At 49.6% G+C, this 16,673-nt stretch carries 12 protein-coding genes; 6 read left to right on the forward strand and 6 right to left on the reverse strand.

The genetic code is table 11. The features are described 5' to 3' along the window. Positions 1-6 precede the first annotated feature (6 nt). From L6H70_RS02420 to L6H70_RS02440, 5 genes are all read left to right on the forward strand, one after another. The gene (locus tag L6H70_RS02420) at positions 7-861 is read left to right on the forward strand and encodes a carbohydrate ABC transporter permease (RefSeq protein ID WP_423802799.1); all 855 of its coding nucleotides are present in this window, start codon (positions 7-9) and stop codon (positions 859-861) included. 41 nt (positions 862-902) lie between these two features. Further along, a complete protein-coding gene (locus L6H70_RS02425) occupies positions 903-1,727 on the forward strand; it encodes a carbohydrate ABC transporter permease (RefSeq protein ID WP_236329418.1) in 825 nt (274 codons plus the stop codon). A gap of 42 nt (positions 1,728-1,769) precedes the next feature. Then, a complete protein-coding gene (locus L6H70_RS02430; RefSeq protein WP_236329420.1) occupies positions 1,770-2,762 on the forward strand; it encodes a LacI family DNA-binding transcriptional regulator in 993 nt (330 codons plus the stop codon). A 229-nt stretch (positions 2,763-2,991) separates the two neighbouring features. After that, the gene (bglX, locus tag L6H70_RS02435) at positions 2,992-5,160 is read left to right on the forward strand and encodes a beta-glucosidase BglX (protein ID WP_236329422.1); all 2,169 of its coding nucleotides are present in this window, start codon (positions 2,992-2,994) and stop codon (positions 5,158-5,160) included. A gap of 61 nt (positions 5,161-5,221) precedes the next feature. After that, on the forward strand, positions 5,222-8,605 hold the full coding sequence (locus L6H70_RS02440) for a GH36-type glycosyl hydrolase domain-containing protein (RefSeq protein ID WP_236329424.1): 3,384 nt from the start codon (positions 5,222-5,224) through the stop codon (positions 8,603-8,605). A 100-nt stretch (positions 8,606-8,705) separates the two neighbouring features. Here the strand turns inward: L6H70_RS02440 and L6H70_RS02445 are convergent, their stop codons facing one another. The 5 genes from L6H70_RS02445 to L6H70_RS02465 form a co-directional block, all read right to left on the reverse strand. Next, entirely contained in the window at positions 8,706-9,185 is a 480-nt protein-coding gene (locus L6H70_RS02445; protein ID WP_236329426.1) for an aminoacyl-tRNA deacylase, read from the reverse strand. Between the two features lie 43 nt (positions 9,186-9,228). Beyond that, entirely contained in the window at positions 9,229-10,074 is an 846-nt protein-coding gene (locus tag L6H70_RS02450) for an ornithine carbamoyltransferase (protein WP_236329427.1), read from the reverse strand. 261 nt (positions 10,075-10,335) lie between these two features. Then, positions 10,336-11,475 carry a toxic anion resistance protein gene (locus L6H70_RS02455; protein WP_236329429.1) on the reverse strand — a complete coding sequence of 380 codons (1,140 nt, stop codon included), beginning with the start codon at positions 11,473-11,475 and terminating at the stop codon, positions 10,336-10,338. Positions 11,476-11,498: 23 nt separating this feature from the next. Beyond that, a complete protein-coding gene (locus tag L6H70_RS02460; protein ID WP_236329431.1) occupies positions 11,499-13,187 on the reverse strand; it encodes a VWA domain-containing protein in 1,689 nt (562 codons plus the stop codon). A 16-nt stretch (positions 13,188-13,203) separates the two neighbouring features. After that, positions 13,204-13,947, reverse strand: coding sequence for a hypothetical protein (locus tag L6H70_RS02465; protein ID WP_236329434.1), 744 nt, complete (start codon positions 13,945-13,947; stop codon positions 13,204-13,206). 186 nt (positions 13,948-14,133) lie between these two features. On the opposite strand from L6H70_RS02465, the gene L6H70_RS02470 reads away from it, so the two are divergent. After that, positions 14,134-15,117: a diaminopimelate dehydrogenase gene (locus L6H70_RS02470; RefSeq protein ID WP_236329435.1), complete on the forward strand. Its 984-nt coding sequence runs from the start codon at positions 14,134-14,136 to the stop codon at positions 15,115-15,117. A gap of 114 nt (positions 15,118-15,231) precedes the next feature. On the opposite strand, the gene gdhA is transcribed toward L6H70_RS02470, so the two are convergent. Continuing rightward, positions 15,232-16,605, reverse strand: a complete 1,374-nt coding sequence (gene gdhA, locus L6H70_RS02475) for an NADP-specific glutamate dehydrogenase (protein ID WP_236329437.1) — start codon at positions 16,603-16,605, stop codon at positions 15,232-15,234. Positions 16,606-16,673 lie beyond the last annotated feature (68 nt).

Consider the following 16,673-nt stretch of genomic DNA (forward strand, 5'->3'; position numbering starts at 1 on the left):
CCTTATATGTTTATCGCTCCGGCAGTTATTCTGCTGACGCTGTTCTCCATTATTCCGATTATTATTGCACTGGTAATCAGCTTTACAGATATGGATCTGGTGGGGCTTGCGGATTATTCGAACATTCGCGGCGTTGGATTCAGCAACTACCTTGATATTTTCAAAGATCCGGTTTTCCTCAAATCGATGTACAATACGTTAATTTACGTGGTGATTGGAGTTCCGCTTGTCGTTGTATTCTCCATGGCAGTTGCAATGCTGCTGAATTACGGGACCGGCTGGCTGTTCAAAAGCTTCCGGGTCATCTATTATATGCCTTCCATCACCAATATTGTGGCAGTAGCCGTCGTATGGGGCTATTTGTATAACGGGACTTACGGTTTGTTTAACTACGTACTCTCCTGGTTTGATATACCGGCACAGCAGTGGCTTCAGGACCCGGCCCTGGCTAAATTATCACTCATTCTGCTGGCGTTCTGGAAATCCATCGGATTAAATATGATCATTTTCCTGGCTGCCCTGCAAGGCATTCCGCGTTCCTATTATGAAGCGGCTGAAATTGACGGCGCAACCGGCTGGAAAAAGATTCGTTATATTACCGTTCCTTTGCTGGGATTCGCTACTTTCTTTGTGACCATTACGACTTTGATCGGCTGGATTCAATTCTTCGAAGAACCGCTGGTAATGACCAAAGGCGGCCCGCTGAACGCGACCATGTCTATGGCGCTCTTCATTTACAACAACGGGTTCCAGCTGAGCAAATTCGGCTATGCAGCCTCGGGTTCCTTCGTGCTGTTCATTATCATCATTATCGTGACACTGATTCAATTCGCGGTCAAAAAGAAAGAAGTAGAATATTAAGCTTCCGCTATTGCTGAAGGTTTAAGAAGGAGGGAACTGGCATGGCACTCAGAATGAAAAGACTGGAAAAAGGAATCATGATCGCGCTGCTTGTTATCGGAGGATTGCTGATGATGGTGCCGTTCATTTGGATGATTGGCTCATCCTTTAAGCCTGAGAATGAATTTACGGTAATTCCGCCGTCACTATTTCCGAATCACCCTACGTTTAACAACTACCGTGATTTGTTTGTGAAAATGGACTTTCTGATCTATTTGAAGAACACGCTGATTATCGTGCTCTGTTCATTTGTCGGACTGTTCCTGAATGCGATGGCAGGTTATGCCTTTGCTAAATTTGATTTTCCCGGTAAAAACAAATTCTTTTATGTGATACTTGCGACAATGATGATTCCGGGTCAGGTTACCATGATTCCGACCTATCTGATTATCAATCAGATGCATCTGGTGAATACGATGGCAGGGATTGTACTTCCGGGTCTTGTAGGCGCGTTTGCGATCTTCCTGTTCCGCCAGTTTATGACCACAATCCCTATGGATCTGCTGGAGGCGGCAAGACTGGATGGAGCGGGTGAGCTGCGGATCTTTTTCCAGCTGATGGTGCCGATTGTGAAGCCGGTATTTGCCGTTCAGGGAATATTGACCTTTATCGGGGCATGGAACAGCTTCCTGTGGCCGCTGATTATTGCCAATGACGAGAAACTGTACACCTTATCGGTCGGCTTGTCGCTTTTGAAAGGACAATATGGTACAGCCTTTGGTCTGCAAATGGCAGGGGCTGCATTTATGGTTGTTCCGATTGTAATTATATTTATCTTCTTCCAGAAGCACATCATAGAAGGATATACGATCTCTGGCATAAAATAGTATATAGAAGCATATTGCAGTGCTGAGGAAGGATTGAACAGGATGGCAACGATCAAGGATGTGGCAAAGCTGGCAGGGGTGGCACTGTCGACGGCCTCCTACGCGATGAGCGGGGACAGCAAAGTCAGCGCAAAAACAAGAGAAAAGGTGCTGGAAGCGGCACGGCAGCTCAATTATCAAAAAAATGGTTTTGCCATGGATTTGAAACGGAGCCGCACCAATACAATCGCCCTTATTCTAAGGGACCTGTCAGGTCCATATTATTCGGAATTAATCCGCAGCATTCAAGATGTGGCCTTGTCCAACTCCTATGATCTGATTGCCTGCAGCTCGATGGGCGGAAAAGAATCAACCGCAGTCAGATACATGCTGGAAAAACGCGTAGACGGGGCAATCGTGCTGGCCCATAACATTACAGATGAAATTCTACATGCTGCGGCGGGACCGCGTTTTCCTATTGTGGCGATGGACCGTCTGATTGCTGGCGAAGGTCTCATTAATGTGGTGGTAGATGGTGAACAGGGGGGCTATAGTGCAACCCGGCACCTGATTGAAAAAGGGCATAGCTCCATCGCTTATATCAGCGGACCTGTCGATTCCTATGACAATGCGCTGCGTTATCAGGGATTCTGCCGGGCGATGCGCGAAGCCGGACTGACCGAGAAGACAAAATGGAAGCTTAGCGGGAACTTTGTGCGTGAAGGCGGTTATAAAGCGACCAAGATGATGCTGATGCAGGGTGAACTGCCCTCAGCGGTGTTTTATGCCAATGATGAAATGGCGGTCGGGGGATTAAAAGCACTGGAGGAAGCTAAAGTTTCGGTGCCGGGTGACATTTCGGTGATTGGATTCGACGATATTCAGCTGGCTGAATACATTCAGCCTTCGCTGACCACCATCCGTCAGCCGATGTACGAGTCCGGTTCTTTGGCGGGACATCTCCTCTTTCAGATGCTTAACGGTGACCTGGTCAATGATTTCTATAAGCTTAAGATTGAGCTGATTGAACGGAAATCGGTTAAAACCTACAACTAGTTAGTGATGAAATAGCTGTGCTTATTAGCTGATGTCTTGAGGCTCCAGCTGAATGCTCCGCTCTGGGAGAGCGGGGCAGCGGTCTTATCCCGTAGAAACAGTGGTTTATCGAAAATTAGTGAAACGTTTATGAAATATTAAAATAATATATAAATAAAACCTTATAAATAAAGGGATATGGAGAAAGAAACGATTCGATATTATTCGGATCGGTGGAGGAGTTACAACTATGACTGAGCATCTGTATAACAAATATGTAAAGAACATGACACTGGAAGAGAAAATAGCCCAGCTGCTGCAACTGGCAGCTCCCTTTTATGATGAACCGGGTGATCATTCGGAGATTACCGGCCCCATGGAAGAGCTCGGCATCCAAAGCGAAACGGTACGCAATGCGGGTTCCGTGCTTGGGGTAGCCGGAGCAGCCAAAATGATGGCTGTACAGAAAGCTCATCTCGCGAATAACCGGCTGGGAATTCCGCTGCTGTTCATGGCAGACATTGTCCACGGTTTCAAGACGATTTTTCCCATCCCGCTGGCCATCGGCAGTTCATGGAATCCGGAACTTGCTAAGCAAAGTGCGGAGATCGCAGCACGTGAAGCGGCTGTATCCGGCCTGCATGTGACGTTTGCACCGATGGTCGATCTGATCCGTGATCCACGCTGGGGACGGGTGATGGAATCTACCGGCGAAGATCCTTATTTGAATGGCGTCTTTGCCAAGGCGTTCGTGCAAGGCTTCCAGGGGGATGACCTGGCAGGTGACACCAGCCGTGTGGCGGCCTGCGTCAAGCACTTTGCAGCCTATGGTGCTGCAGAAGGCGGGCGGGACTATAATACGGTCGATTTATCTGAGCGCCAGCTGCGGGAGTATTATTTACCCGCCTATAAGCAGGCCCTTGATGCCGGCGCCGAAATGGTTATGACCTCGTTCAATATTGTTGATGGTGTTCCGGCTACAGGTAACCGCAAATTACTCCGTGACTTACTGCGCGGGGAATGGGGCTTTGAAGGGGTCATCATTTCTGATTGGGCCTCCATTAAGGAAATGGTTGCCCACGGTGCAGCTGAAGATGATAAAGAGGCGGCGTTCAAGGCGATACGGGCAGGCGTCGACATCGACATGATGACCACCAGCTATCTGCATCATCTGCCTGAGCTGGTGGATGAAGGACTTGTCGATGAAGCTTGGATTGACGAAGCCGTGCTGCGCATTCTGAGTCTTAAAGAGAAGCTTGGACTGTTTGATAATCCGATGCGCGGTGCAGATCCGGTACGGGAGAAGGAAATTGTCTATTCCGCTGAGCACCGTCAGGCTGCGCGGAAGCTTGCCGAGAAATCATGCGTGCTACTCAAGAACGAAGGCGTACTGCCGCTTCGTGCAGAGCAGCGGGTGGCGCTGATCGGGCCGTTTGCGGACAGCGGAGATATTCTGGGCTGGTGGTCCTGGACTGGCTCCAAAGAAACAGCGGTGAAGTTAAGTGATGCGATGCGAGCTGTAACAGGCAATCCTGACTATATAACGGTTGCCGTAGGCTCAGGGGTTGATTCCATTACCGAAACTCAGAAGGAGGAAGCTCTAACAGCTGCAGCAGGAGCAGATGTAATTGTACTGGCCGTCGGCGAATCGTCCCATATGAGCGGGGAAGGCGGGAGCCGCACCAATATCAAGTTGCCGGATGCGCAGCTGGAATTGATCCGGCTTATGAAGGGGCTAGGCAAGCCAGTTGCCATTGTGTTGTTTAACGGACGGCCGCTTGACCTTCATGGGGTGTATGATCAGGCCGATGCTGTGTTGGAAGCCTGGTTCCCGGGCAGTGAAGGCGGATCCGCTCTGGCGGATCTGTTATACGGTAAGGCCAATCCTTCCGGGCGCCTGACTATGTCTTTCCCTAATTCTGTTGGCCAGGTTCCGGTTTATTATAATTCATTCAGTACCGGACGTCCGAAACCGGCAGTGGAAGATGAGAACCGGTATGTCTCCAAGTATATCGACAGTCCGAATGAACCGCTTCTGCCTTTCGGTTTTGGACTTAGCTATACGGCCTTTACTTATGAAGGGCTCACGCTCTCTTCCGATAACATGAAAGAGGATCAGCCGCTTGAAGTGAAAGTGACGGTCACCAATACGGGCAGGATGGCCGGAACAGAAACTGTACAGCTATATGTGCGCGACATATCCGGTGAGGTTGTCCGTCCGGTCAAAGAGCTTAAAGATTTCCGGCAGATTGAATTGGCTCCGGGAGAAAGCACTGAGGTAATATTCTATATTGAAGAAAAGCAGCTTCGTTATCATCATAGCGACTTGAGCCTATCAAGTGACCACGGACAGTTCTATGTTTATGTAGGCGGCAACAGCCGTGATGTGCAGACAGCCGGATTCCGGCTGCTTAAATAACAGAAATGTGACTACTCATAATAGCGGTGTGAAGCCGTAATAGATAAGGAAGTGAATAGAAATGACAATCACAACGAATTCCAAGGTGTCACTTCAAAAAGGCGGGCTGAAATTTACGTTCCTAAATAGCGGCGATCTCTACCAGGCAACCGGCGGTACAACGATGATTAATCAGTTGTTGTCTAACAGTGTGGATGGTGCACCGGGAAATATTTATGCACGCCTGCATCTGCCAGGCGGCATTCAAGCGTTTCCGCTGCTCGGTGTGAAATCGGGCAGCCGCTTCCGCCAGGATGGTGAGCGGCTCATTTGGCAGGGAGAGATTCCTGTTAGCCCTGGTGGTCAGGGCCTTAAGGAGGCACTCCGCTATCAGGTTGTTTTTACATTAGCTGAAGGTGATATGTGGTTCTGGGATGTGAAGATAGAAGGAAGCGGCGTAGAGCTGGATGTTATCTATACCCAGGATGTAGGGATTGCCTCACCGGGGGCTGTTACCAGCAATGAAGCTTATCTGTCCCAGTATATCGACCATGCTGTATTCCGGGACTCAGCGGACGGCTATGTAGTCTGTTCCCGTCAGAATCAGCCGCAGGGCGGGGATTTCCCATATCTGCAGCAGGGGCTGCTGGGCGGAGCTGCCGGATACTCCACTGACGGCTTCCAGTTTTTTGGGCTTTCCTACAAAGAAACCGACAGACCGGAAGCCTTGTATCAGGAAAATCTGGCGAATGAAATCTATCAATATGAATTCGCCTATACTGCCCTGCAATCAGCTAAGCTGCACTTGAAAGGTGAAGCCACCTTTACATTCTACGGATTATTCCGGGCGGATCATCCTGCGGCAATCACTGCGCTGGAGTATGCCGATGATATACAGGCTGCCTGGAGCAAATCTCAGAATCAAGGGAATGCAATAGAGGAAGGCAGCTGGCTTGAACGCACATGTACTGCCCCGCAGATTGTAGCTCCTCTGCAAACGGAGTCGATCTCTGAAGCAGAATTGGATTCATTGTTCCCTGAGCGGTTTCAGGAAGAACGGGCCGACGGGGAATTGCTGGCCTTCTTTACCGGAACCTATGAGCATATCGTCCTTAAGCGCAAAGAACTGCTGGTGGAGCGTCCGCACGGACATATTCTGATGAGCGGGAACAATGCAAAGTTGAATGCTGAGGTAATGACGACTACCTCGTATATGTACGGAATATTCAATTCCCAGGTTGTTGTAGGCAATACCAATTTTCATAAAATGATGTCCAATGCCCGCAGTGCGCTAAACGTCTATAAGACATCAGGGCAGCGTATCTATGTGGAGATGGACGGGCAGTATCGTCTGCTGACGATGCCCTCACTGTATGAGATCGGCTTCAATTATGTCCGCTGGTACTACAAGACAGCTGAAGATACCTTGGTAATTACCAACTATACAGCAGTCCATTCCCCGGAGATCAGACTGCATGTCCGTTCTGCGGCCGGGAAGGCGTACCGTTTCCTGGTCAGCAACCAGATTACGATGAATGTGGCGGAATATGAAATACCATATCACCTGTCAGAAGATACGGACGGCGGACTAACCTTCCGTGCAGACAAGGCAGGAATGAGTGCTGCCGTGTATCCGGAGCTGGCTTACAAGCTTAAGCTAGAGGGAGCCGGTTATCAGCTGGGCGATGAAACTCTGCTGGCAGCTGGGGCTGTTCCAGGCAATGCTTCGCTGGTTGTTCTTGAACTTAATGCAAGCAGCGAATGGACATTAACGTTACAAGGGCTGCTTGATGGACAAACACGTACTCCAGATATTGCACCGTTTGAAACCGAGAAAGCGGAATATCGTGAGTTTTTTGCCGGGGTCATGAATGGCTTCAAGCTGACTAAAGAAAGCGGAGCTGATGGTGAGCTGTTCAAGGTAAACGCTCTGGCCTGGTGGTACACCCATAATATGCTTGTTCACTATTCTGTACCACACGGCCTGGAACAGTATGGCGGCGCCGCCTGGGGAACGCGGGATGTATGCCAGGGTCCGGTGGAGTATTTCCTCGCGACCCACAAATATGAGCAGGTCCGGGAGATTCTCCTTACGGTCTTCGCCCATCAATATGAAGATGACGGGAACTGGCCGCAGTGGTTCATGTTCGACAAATACACAACTATTCAGCAGGAAGAAAGCCACGGCGATATTATTGTCTGGCCGCTTAAGGTACTGGGCGATTACCTGCGGGCAACACGTGATTATGCTGTGCTCGATGAGCAAATTCCTTATACGCGCAAACACAGCTTTGACTTCACGGAGCGGACATACTCGCTTAGAGAACATGCTGTGAAGGAATTGGATTACATGAAGTCCCATTTCCTGCATAATACATTCCTCTCCTCTTATGGGGATGGGGACTGGGATGATACCCTGCAGCCGGCAAATGCCCAGCTGAAGCAGTATATGGTCAGCAGCTGGACGGTAGCGCTGGCTTATCAGACCGTTCTTGGCCTGTCCGCAGTCATGAAGGAAGCGGATGCGGGCTGGTCCGATGAGCTGCGCGGAATGGCGGAGGGAATCAAAGGCGACTTCAACCGCTATATGCTCGGGACGAAGGTTATTCCAGGTTTCCTCTACTTCGAGGATCCGGAGCATGCCAAGCTGTTGCTCCATCCAGAGGATAAAGAGACAGGCATCCAGTACCGCCTGCTGCCGATGACCCGCAGTATGATCGGCGAACTGCTTACCCCTGAACAGATGGAGGAGCATTATAAGCTGATCCAGGAGCAGTTCCTATGCCCGGATGGTGTCCGTCTGATGAATCATCCAGCCCAGTACGCCGGCGGGGTCAGCACTCACTTTAAACGCGCAGAGCAGGCAGCCAATTTCGGACGTGAAATCGGTCTGCAATATGTACATGCGCATATCCGCTTCGTCGAAGCGATGGCCAAGATCGGTAAACGGGATCAGGTATGGAAAGGGCTAGCTACTATTAATCCGATCGGTATTCAGGATGCCGTTCCAAATGCTGAGCTGCGCCAGAGCAACGCCTATTTCAGCAGTTCAGACGGCAAGTTTGCCAACCGCTATGAAGCACAGGAACGTTTCGGAGAGCTGCGTGACGGAACGGTTCCGGTAAAAGGCGGCTGGAGAATCTATTCCAGCGGTCCGGGGATCTATATGAACCAGCTGATCTCGAATGTCCTGGGCATCCGTGAGGACGGCGGTGATCTGGTCATAGATCCTGTATTACCTCCTGAGCTTGACGGCACACGCTTTGATTTTGAATACGGCGGTGCCCCGGTATCCTTTATTTATCATTTGACGGAGGGGAATCTCCGCTCTATCTCAGTAAATGGACAGGAAATACAGGCTGAGCGGCTGTCCAATCCTTACCGCCTTGGCGGACTGCGGGTTAGCCGTGAAGATGTTCAGCGCCTCGGCAGCACTGAAAAAACGACAATAGATATTTACCTGTAACAAATAACAGCGGCATGGGCTTAGCTTGTATCCGGATTACGGACCAAGCAGCCCATGCCGCTTTTTTTAATTCATCTTCATGTTTACTTGAATAGGGCATCTACTCCAGAAACGCGGTCACATTGTTCAACCGGACAACGTCATCCGGCACAATCTTCAAGGTATGCAGCTCATCGCCGGACCCTCCATAAATGTAATCAAGGGCAAGCAGGCTAGTGTCAAAGATGCAAGGCAACCCGTGTCCGATCAAAGGGATGGCACCGGGATAATATCCTGTCCTCTCCACAACAGCCTTTTTATCCGCCATTTTTAGTTTGGTGTAGCCGAAGGCAAGTTTCAAGCTGTTAAAGTCCAGCCGTCCCCGCTGCGAGCTGGCAATAAGGGCGATTAAACCCAGATTCGTCTGCAAAATGAGCGTCGGCGCCGCTTTCTTAATATCGAAATAGGGCTCTGCATCTATTGTTGAGTGAATAGGTGTCTGGTGGGCAATAATCTCGAAGGTACTATCATTCTGCAGCAGATAATGTTCCAACTCCTCCAGTGTAAGCATCGAATTCACTCCCTCCAGATATGGCTTCATAGGTAAGGCAGGTGTTCTGGCAATTTGTACCCGGGATAGCTTATTAATTAGACAAGCAATATAAAAGTACCGCCTGATGCATGTACAATAAATTCTTTTTGAACTGGAATCCGGCAAAATAAGGGGAGTCTATAACCTCAGCGCTGACCTCTTCGTTCCGGTAAAACGGAGGACAGGGGTTAAGCAAAGCACCGGGACGGGTACGTTTCATCCGTTCCAGAGTGATTTGATATAGATTTAAGTACTCCGCATTCTTAAATTCACCTGGCAAAGAATCGGTCAGAATGATATCACTTTCCGGCAGAACATCCTCCAGATTGGTTAGGTATGTATAGTTATTTGTATCCGGCCCCAGCGCATTTCCAGCCGAACAAACATGATTAAAGCTAAGGTTCATAACCTTGGCCATTTCGTGCCAGGTTCTTGAAATATTACTTGCAGGTCCCACGAAGGTATAAGTCAGTTCCCGGTAATTTTCTCTGATTTGGCTGATTGAATATAAATCACTTAAAATCTCACAGGGGTGGTTACGGGCAGTCATTGCATTAATGATTGGTATAGAGGAGTGGGCAGACAGTTCAACAAGCTTGGCAAAGCTGGAATGTCTGGCGACTACACCATCGGCCCAATTTTCGAGATAATGGATCACATCGCTTGATTGCTCCCGCTTATCCAGTGTTTCCGGAGGGAACAGCATATATTTGCCGCCTAAATTCTGAATGCCCTTTTCAAAAGTAATACGTGTCCTCAGGCTGGATTCCGGAAAGAACAGGATGAAGGTTTTGTCCTTCAAAAGCTGTGCCGACTTTTCCGAGCTTAAAAGGTGGGCCAATTGAAAAAGCTCGATAATTTGCTGTGACGTCAGGCTTTCAAGATCCATTAAATGCATAATAATCCCTCCCATTAAATTTTAATCCGCAGTTCCAATAGCTACGGCTGGCGACGTTGCAGGATCGAGCTGTCTCTACCGGGCACCACCGAATCATCATTATACCTTAGAATGGTTGCATATTTATACAGCCGATGCATCAGACGCTCATAAGATATCCATCGGGTGGACATGAACCTCACTTTATTTTTTATGAAAAAAAGAGCTTCAGCAGACAATCCCGCTCAGCTCTTGTACAGAAGCTATTGTATTTAGTCCGCATTACAGTCCGAGAGTAGACCCTTTCTCCAAACGCAGAATCTGCTTCTCGCCGTTATCGGCCAGTTCGCGGAACTGGCTGATGGTTTCACGCATTTTGGGCAGTGCCTCCTGCTTGTAAGTGCTGATGGAGTCCAGTGCAGACAACACATCGGAGAACGCTTGCTTTAGCGTATCAGCAGAAATACTGGTTTCAAGCGACTGCTTATGGATTGCGGCTCCTTGCTCTTTAAGCATTCTTGAGGTGCCGCTGATCAGATTGTCTGTTGTCTGATTCAGCAGCTCGATTTTTTTCAGTACAATTCTTTGGTTATATAATGCGCTGGCAACCGTAACCGAAATCTTAAGGGCCGAGACGGTCACGTTTCTGGCTCTGTCTACGCCCCGGATCAGCTCTTTGTTATTCCGGATGACGACCTCGATGGCCATAATTCCCTGCTGGTTCACGACCAGCATTTGCTGCAGATCCATTACCCGCTGGCGGAGCGGGAACAGAACCTCCTCTGTAATAAAGCGGATTTTGTCCTCGGACTCGCCGCGCACCTTGGCAGCCTCAATCTGCGTCTCAATCTCCTGATCCATCAGGAGGCCGAGCTGGATTTCCTTTTGCAGCTTTTTGGTCAGTTCACGAAGAGTCTGCTGTTCAATTTCGAGTGTTGTATTATCATTTTTAAGAATAGTCTTGCCTTTATCCAAAGATAGAATGATGTCGAAAATAACGGCGTCAGCCTTCTGATATTTAGCGAAATAAGTGCGCAGCGGGTTAAAGAATTTGCCTAACAGCCCGCTTTTGGCAAAGTCGACGGCACTCGGGTCCAAATCTTTCAGCTGCAGATGCAGCTCTGTTAAACCTTTAGCGACCTGGCCGCCTTCATCGCCGGTTTTGGAGAGATTGCCCACGGAAACCTGAAGGAGGGTGTTCTTCTCCGATGAAGCGCGCATGGTGCCCATTCCGAAGCTGTCAATGGATTGCAGTACCGCTTTACGTTTTTCCAGAGATTCCAGATCTAACTCAAGGATACTCGAAACATTGCTTACCGCAAGCTTTTTCAGCTCAGTAATCTCTTCAGGTTCGGGCTGTACCTCTTCGGCAATCGCAGACCTCAGTTTCTCAGCGCTTGGAATTTCCATCGTAAATGACATGACAGACCTCCTTGTTAAGTGTCTTACATTTGCACATTGAGCAGATTTCCGATTTTGTAGACGACGTCATCCGTATCCGCATTGATGTTCGCGGCTTCGTTGATGCTTGAAATGCTCTCCAGCGCTTTGATGTTGGCGTTGTAGCCAATGGTGTAGACCGGAATTTTGTAGGTTTCGACGAGACCTCTAATCTCATTGAGGGAATGACCCTCGTTGGTTTCACCGTCACTGAGCAGGAAAATCACAGGCTTAACCCCGGGGTTCAGGGCGATCTCATCCTGCAGCATTTTCATTGCCACCACCAAGCCGTCAAAAGTAGCCGTACCCCCGGCAGCCTGCAAGCTGTTAACCGCACCGACAAACATCGATTGCTGGTTGGTATCATATTTGGCGATCGGGAGGTTGATGGTTACGTCACTGGAGTACGAGACAAAGCCGATGCTGTTGTCTTTTCCCAGATTCTTCTGGCCTTTAAGCAGCGATTCCTTGAGACGGTTCAGCGGTTCACCGGCCATGCTGCCGGAGACATCAGCCACGAATACCGCTGCGAGCGGAGTGCTGCCGTTTTTCTTTTCCTTCCACAGCTTTTGCGCAGAGGAGAGAAGATTACCGTCCACCGGTGCCAGTTCGGAGACGTAGTCATTCAGGCCGTTGAACCCTTTGGCCTCTGCCGACTTCTGATACTTATCCTGCGCGGCAAATTCAGCGAACTTTTGGATAATCTCCTTTTTAGCCTGCGGCAGATCCCCCAGAGCATAAAGCGGACTGTCATGCCGTACCCCAAACGGAGTGAAGACATAACCACTTTTCAGGTCGGCCGCATTGATAAAGGTCTGATATTCCAGGACAAAAGCATCGAGCATTCCGGTCTTGGCCGCATCCCGCATCTGCAGGGTAGTGGAGGCGATAAACGGTACATTAGCCTGGAATTTTTCGAACCCCTGAACCGCTTGCTCACTTAGCAGATCCGAGCTGTCAAAGGTACTTAGGGCAGTTACCAGAAAATTAAGGCCGGTCGAACTGGCAAAAGGATCGGTGTATCCCATGGCCAGCTCGTTATCAGCAATCGCATCGGTAATCGTTTTGACGTTAATTGCGCCGTATTTCTCAACCAGCTCGTCATATTTTTTCTTGCCTGTTACAACACCTGCTACATTGCCGGCAAGCCGTTTGGACACGAGCTCGGTTTGGATTCCGTTTGCTTTTACCATCTCGCCCCATAGCTCATTAGAGGGTGTAAAAGCATCCGGGACATATTTGCCGGATCTTATGTAATCGGCGGCCGTGCCGGAAGCGATATTGCGGATTTTCACGGATACAGGTTTCCCGTCCACCATGAGGTTGGAATCATTGAACGCTGATGCCACTTCATTCAGCCATCCGTCATTCCCCGTACCGGATTTCTCGGTGGAAGAGAAGATCTCGACATAGCTGTCGGTTGTGTTCTCTACGGAGACCGGGAATTTGGAGATGTCAGGCAAAGAGTCTCCGATAGCCGCAGGGTCCAGATCTATTTGTCCTTTTACCTGCTGGGCCTGCGTTACCTTAATGTCTTTATAGATCTTGTTCAGTCTTTTATCAGCATCTTCTACCGTTATCTGTGTCTTGGATTTGCCCAAGTTCGAGGTTAGGGAAATCCCGAAATAGACTAGTGCAAAGACACCGGCTGCGATCAGCGCAAGGATCAAGAGTATTCTGCCTTTCCTGGCCATATACATCCTCCTCCGGCTATTGATATAGTTTCGTCTGATTGATCAAGGCGCTTAGCTCCTGCATGCAGGGCATTTCTTCGATCCTATCGTAATTCGTGCTGTCCAGCTCCGAAATCTCCAGCAGCAGCTGATCCAGCTTGAGCAGAATTTCCTCATTGGCGCCCAGGTAGCCTTTTAATGAGGTGAAAAAGTCGTTATAAAGAGCCGTTTTCTTTTGGATCAGTTTCTCGGAGAATGGAGGAGGTTTGTGGGTATTGGCAAAAAGGGAAAACTCAGAGGTGTCGAACAAACTCAACTTATTAAGCATTCCCCTGACATTCAGATACAGCAGCTTCTCTACTTCGGCAATTACAGAACTGAACTTCCTGTAGCTTAATTCCGTCGGATCAAAGCGCACGCCCAACACACGGGTCAAGGTTGTTTTTTTCTTCTCTATCCGCTCCAGCTGATCCAAGGCGAGAAGGACATCATTTTTCAGCACCTTCACATTTTTGTATTGTTGAAGCATGGCTGTGTAATCATCAGGTGAGGTTAACAGGCGGACAGATTTAGGAGCTGGGCCTTTGAAGAGAAGATTATAACTTCCGTAGAGTACAACAAGCAGACTGATGAATAATAACGTAACGCCTGTAGCTGTTTGCAGTGTGCTTTCCCCACCGATTTCCACACCCAGCAATCCAGGTGATAAAACAGCAATATTAAGAATGACAATACCGGCAATAACGGCAAGCAGCTTAACGGGTCCGGATCTGTTCAGCATTTACACCTCCCCTTAAGAGTATATTTCGTTCGCTTCTCTTGATTCATTTATCAGACAATAAGGGTTCCGGATCCAAAGAAATACTTAGCCCTGGATAGAAAAATGTTTACATTTCATGTAATGTATATATACTTTTATTTTAAAGGAATATAAATCATCCGGAAGATTCCGGCAGGGAGGAACATCATGAACAGACGTATTAGAGTAGGGATTGCAGGCTACGGCAACTTAGGAAAAGGAGTACAGCAGGCAATTAACCAGAACCCCGATATGGAGCTGGTTGCGATCTTTACGCGCAGAGACCCGGAAGAACTGGCGAAGGAAACGGGAACAACAGTGGAGCGCCTCGATAATGCCGGGCAGTACATAAACCGGATTGATGTGATGATTCTGTGCGGAGGATCGGCGACGGATCTGCCGGACCAGACACCTCAGCTGGTGAAATTATTCAATACGGTGGACAGCTTCGACACACATGCCAAAATTCCTGAATTCTATGAAAAAGTGAACGCAGCCGCTGTGGAGGGCGGGAAGGTAGGAATCATCTCTACCGGCTGGGATCCAGGCTTATTCTCCATGAACCGGCTGCTGATGCAGGCTGTTTTGCCTCAAGGGAAAGAGTATACGTTCTGGGGAACCGGAGTTAGCCAAGGCCATTCTGATGCGATCCGCCGGGTAACCGGTGTTAAAGCTGGCGTTCAATATACAGTGCCGGTGCAGGAAGTGATTGAACGTATCCGCTCCGGTGAAACTCCGGAGCTGCCGACGCGCGAGAAACACCGCCGCAACTGCTTCGTCGTGGCGGAGGAGGGTGCGGACCAGGAAGCCATCCGCAGTACGATCACCCGGATGCCGGATTATTTTGCCGATTACGATACGACCGTGACGTTCATTACGGAAGAAGAGCTTGCCAGGGAGCATTCCGGAATGCCGCACGGCGGATTCGTCATCCGCAGTGGAGTTACCGGCAACGGAAGCAAGCAGATCGCAGAGTTCGGGCTGAAGCTGGACAGCAACCCTGAGTTCACGGCCAGCGTGCTGATCGCTTATGCTAGAGCAGCCTCGCGCCTCAGCGTAGAAGGGGTGGCAGGAGCAAAGACGGTGTTTGATATTCCGCTTGGTTACCTCTCGCCTAAGTCACCGGAAGAGCTTCGCCGTGAACTGCTGTAGGAATTGACTTCACAGGTATGTTGTTAGATAAAGAAGACGCGCCGCTGGTTTAACAGCGTCGCGTCTTCTTGTGCTTATATTCAAAAATAATGAACCTTCCCTTCATGGGCGGTCTTAGACCACTCCCTGGGCCAGCATAGCATCAGCGACCTTCAGGAACCCGGCGATGTTAGCACCGGCGACAAGATTGCCGGGCATTTCATATTCATCTGCAGCCCGGACGGCACTGCGGTAAATATTCTTCATAATGAGCCGTAGCCGCTCATCTACCTCTTCGAACGACCAGGACAGGCGCATGCCGTTCTGGCTCATTTCCAGTCCTGAGACCGCTACTCCGCCTGCATTGGCTGCCTTTGCCGGAGCGAACAGGATTCCCTGCTGTAAAAAGTAATTGACCGCCGGCAGCGTGGACGGCATATTGGCGCCTTCACCGACAGCCAGCACTCCACCTGCGACAAGGGCACGTGCCGCTTCTTCATCAAGCTCATTCTGTGTCGCGCAAGGCAGGGCGATTTGGCAAGGGAGGTTCCAGATCCCGGAGCTGCCCTCTATATATTCCGCATGCGGATGCTCTTTGAGATATTCGCTGATCCGGCTACGGTTCTGTTCCTTCAACCGTTTTACCGTATCCAGCTTAATTCCCTGCGGGTCATGTATGAATCCGCCGGAGTCGCTGCAGGCGATGACAAGGGCACCAAGCTGCTGTGCTTTTTCCATAGCGTAAATAGACACATTGCCTGAGCCGGATACCACCACAGTCTGCCCTCGGAAGTCCTGTCCCTGTGCCGCTAGCATCTCCTGCACGAAATATACGAGCCCGTAACCCGTAGCTTCTTTTCTCGCTAGGCTTCCGCCATACAGCAGACCTTTGCCGGTCAACACTCCAGCCTCATGTCCGCCGCGGATCCGTTTGTACTGTCCGAACATGTAGCCGATCTCCCGAGCACCAACACCAATATCTCCTGCGGGGATGTCCGTGTCAGGACCAATATGCCGGTACAGCTCTGTCATAAAGCTTTGGGCAAAAGACATGATCTCCCGGTCAGACTTGCCTTTGGGATCGAAATCGGCACCGCCCTTACCGCCGCCGATCGGCAGGCCGGTTAAGGCATTTTTGAAAATTTGCTCGAAGCCCAGGAATTTAACAATTCCTGAGTAGACAGAAGGGTGGAAACGGATTCCGCCTTTATAGGGACCTATAGCGCTGTTGAATTGAATCCGGTAGCCGCGGTTCACACGAATGGTGCCGGAGTCATCCATCCAGGGAACACGGAAGGAGAGACTGCGCTCCGGTTCAACGAGCCGCTCCAGTATGGCATTCTCCATGTAATGAGGATGACGTGCCAATACTGGAACCAGACATTCCAGAATTTCCTTCACAGCTTGATGGAATTCTTGTTCCAGCGGATCACGGCGTTTGACGGCTTCGAATACCTGCTGGACATAATTTGCGGCGGAAGACGAAGCTTCTGATGAAATAGTGGACACTTGAAAGAACACTCCCTGTCTGCATAATGTGACTACCTATAACTGAATTATTAAAATTTTACTTAAAC

The organism is Paenibacillus auburnensis (assembly GCF_927798115.1).
Lineage (GTDB): Bacteria > Bacillota > Bacilli > Paenibacillales > Paenibacillaceae > Paenibacillus_AQ > Paenibacillus_AQ auburnensis.

Coding starts and splice junctions, on each gene's coding strand:
- L6H70_RS02440 (WP_236329424.1), top strand. CDS start 5,222: ATGACAATCACAACGAATTCCAAGGTGTCACTTCAAAAAGGCGGGCTG.
- L6H70_RS02460 (WP_236329431.1), bottom strand. CDS start 13,187: ATGGCCAGGAAAGGCAGAATACTCTTGATCCTTGCGCTGATCGCAGCC.
- bglX (WP_236329422.1), top strand. CDS start 2,992: ATGACTGAGCATCTGTATAACAAATATGTAAAGAACATGACACTGGAA.
- L6H70_RS02445 (WP_236329426.1), bottom strand. CDS start 9,185: ATGAAGCCATATCTGGAGGGAGTGAATTCGATGCTTACACTGGAGGAG.
- L6H70_RS02425 (WP_236329418.1), top strand. CDS start 903: ATGGCACTCAGAATGAAAAGACTGGAAAAAGGAATCATGATCGCGCTG.
- L6H70_RS02455 (WP_236329429.1), bottom strand. CDS start 11,475: ATGTCATTTACGATGGAAATTCCAAGCGCTGAGAAACTGAGGTCTGCG.
- L6H70_RS02450 (WP_236329427.1), bottom strand. CDS start 10,074: ATGCATTTAATGGATCTTGAAAGCCTGACGTCACAGCAAATTATCGAG.
- L6H70_RS02420 (WP_423802799.1), top strand. CDS start 7: ATGTTTATCGCTCCGGCAGTTATTCTGCTGACGCTGTTCTCCATTATT.
- L6H70_RS02430 (WP_236329420.1), top strand. CDS start 1,770: ATGGCAACGATCAAGGATGTGGCAAAGCTGGCAGGGGTGGCACTGTCG.
- L6H70_RS02465 (WP_236329434.1), bottom strand. CDS start 13,947: ATGCTGAACAGATCCGGACCCGTTAAGCTGCTTGCCGTTATTGCCGGT.
- L6H70_RS02470 (WP_236329435.1), top strand. CDS start 14,134: ATGAACAGACGTATTAGAGTAGGGATTGCAGGCTACGGCAACTTAGGA.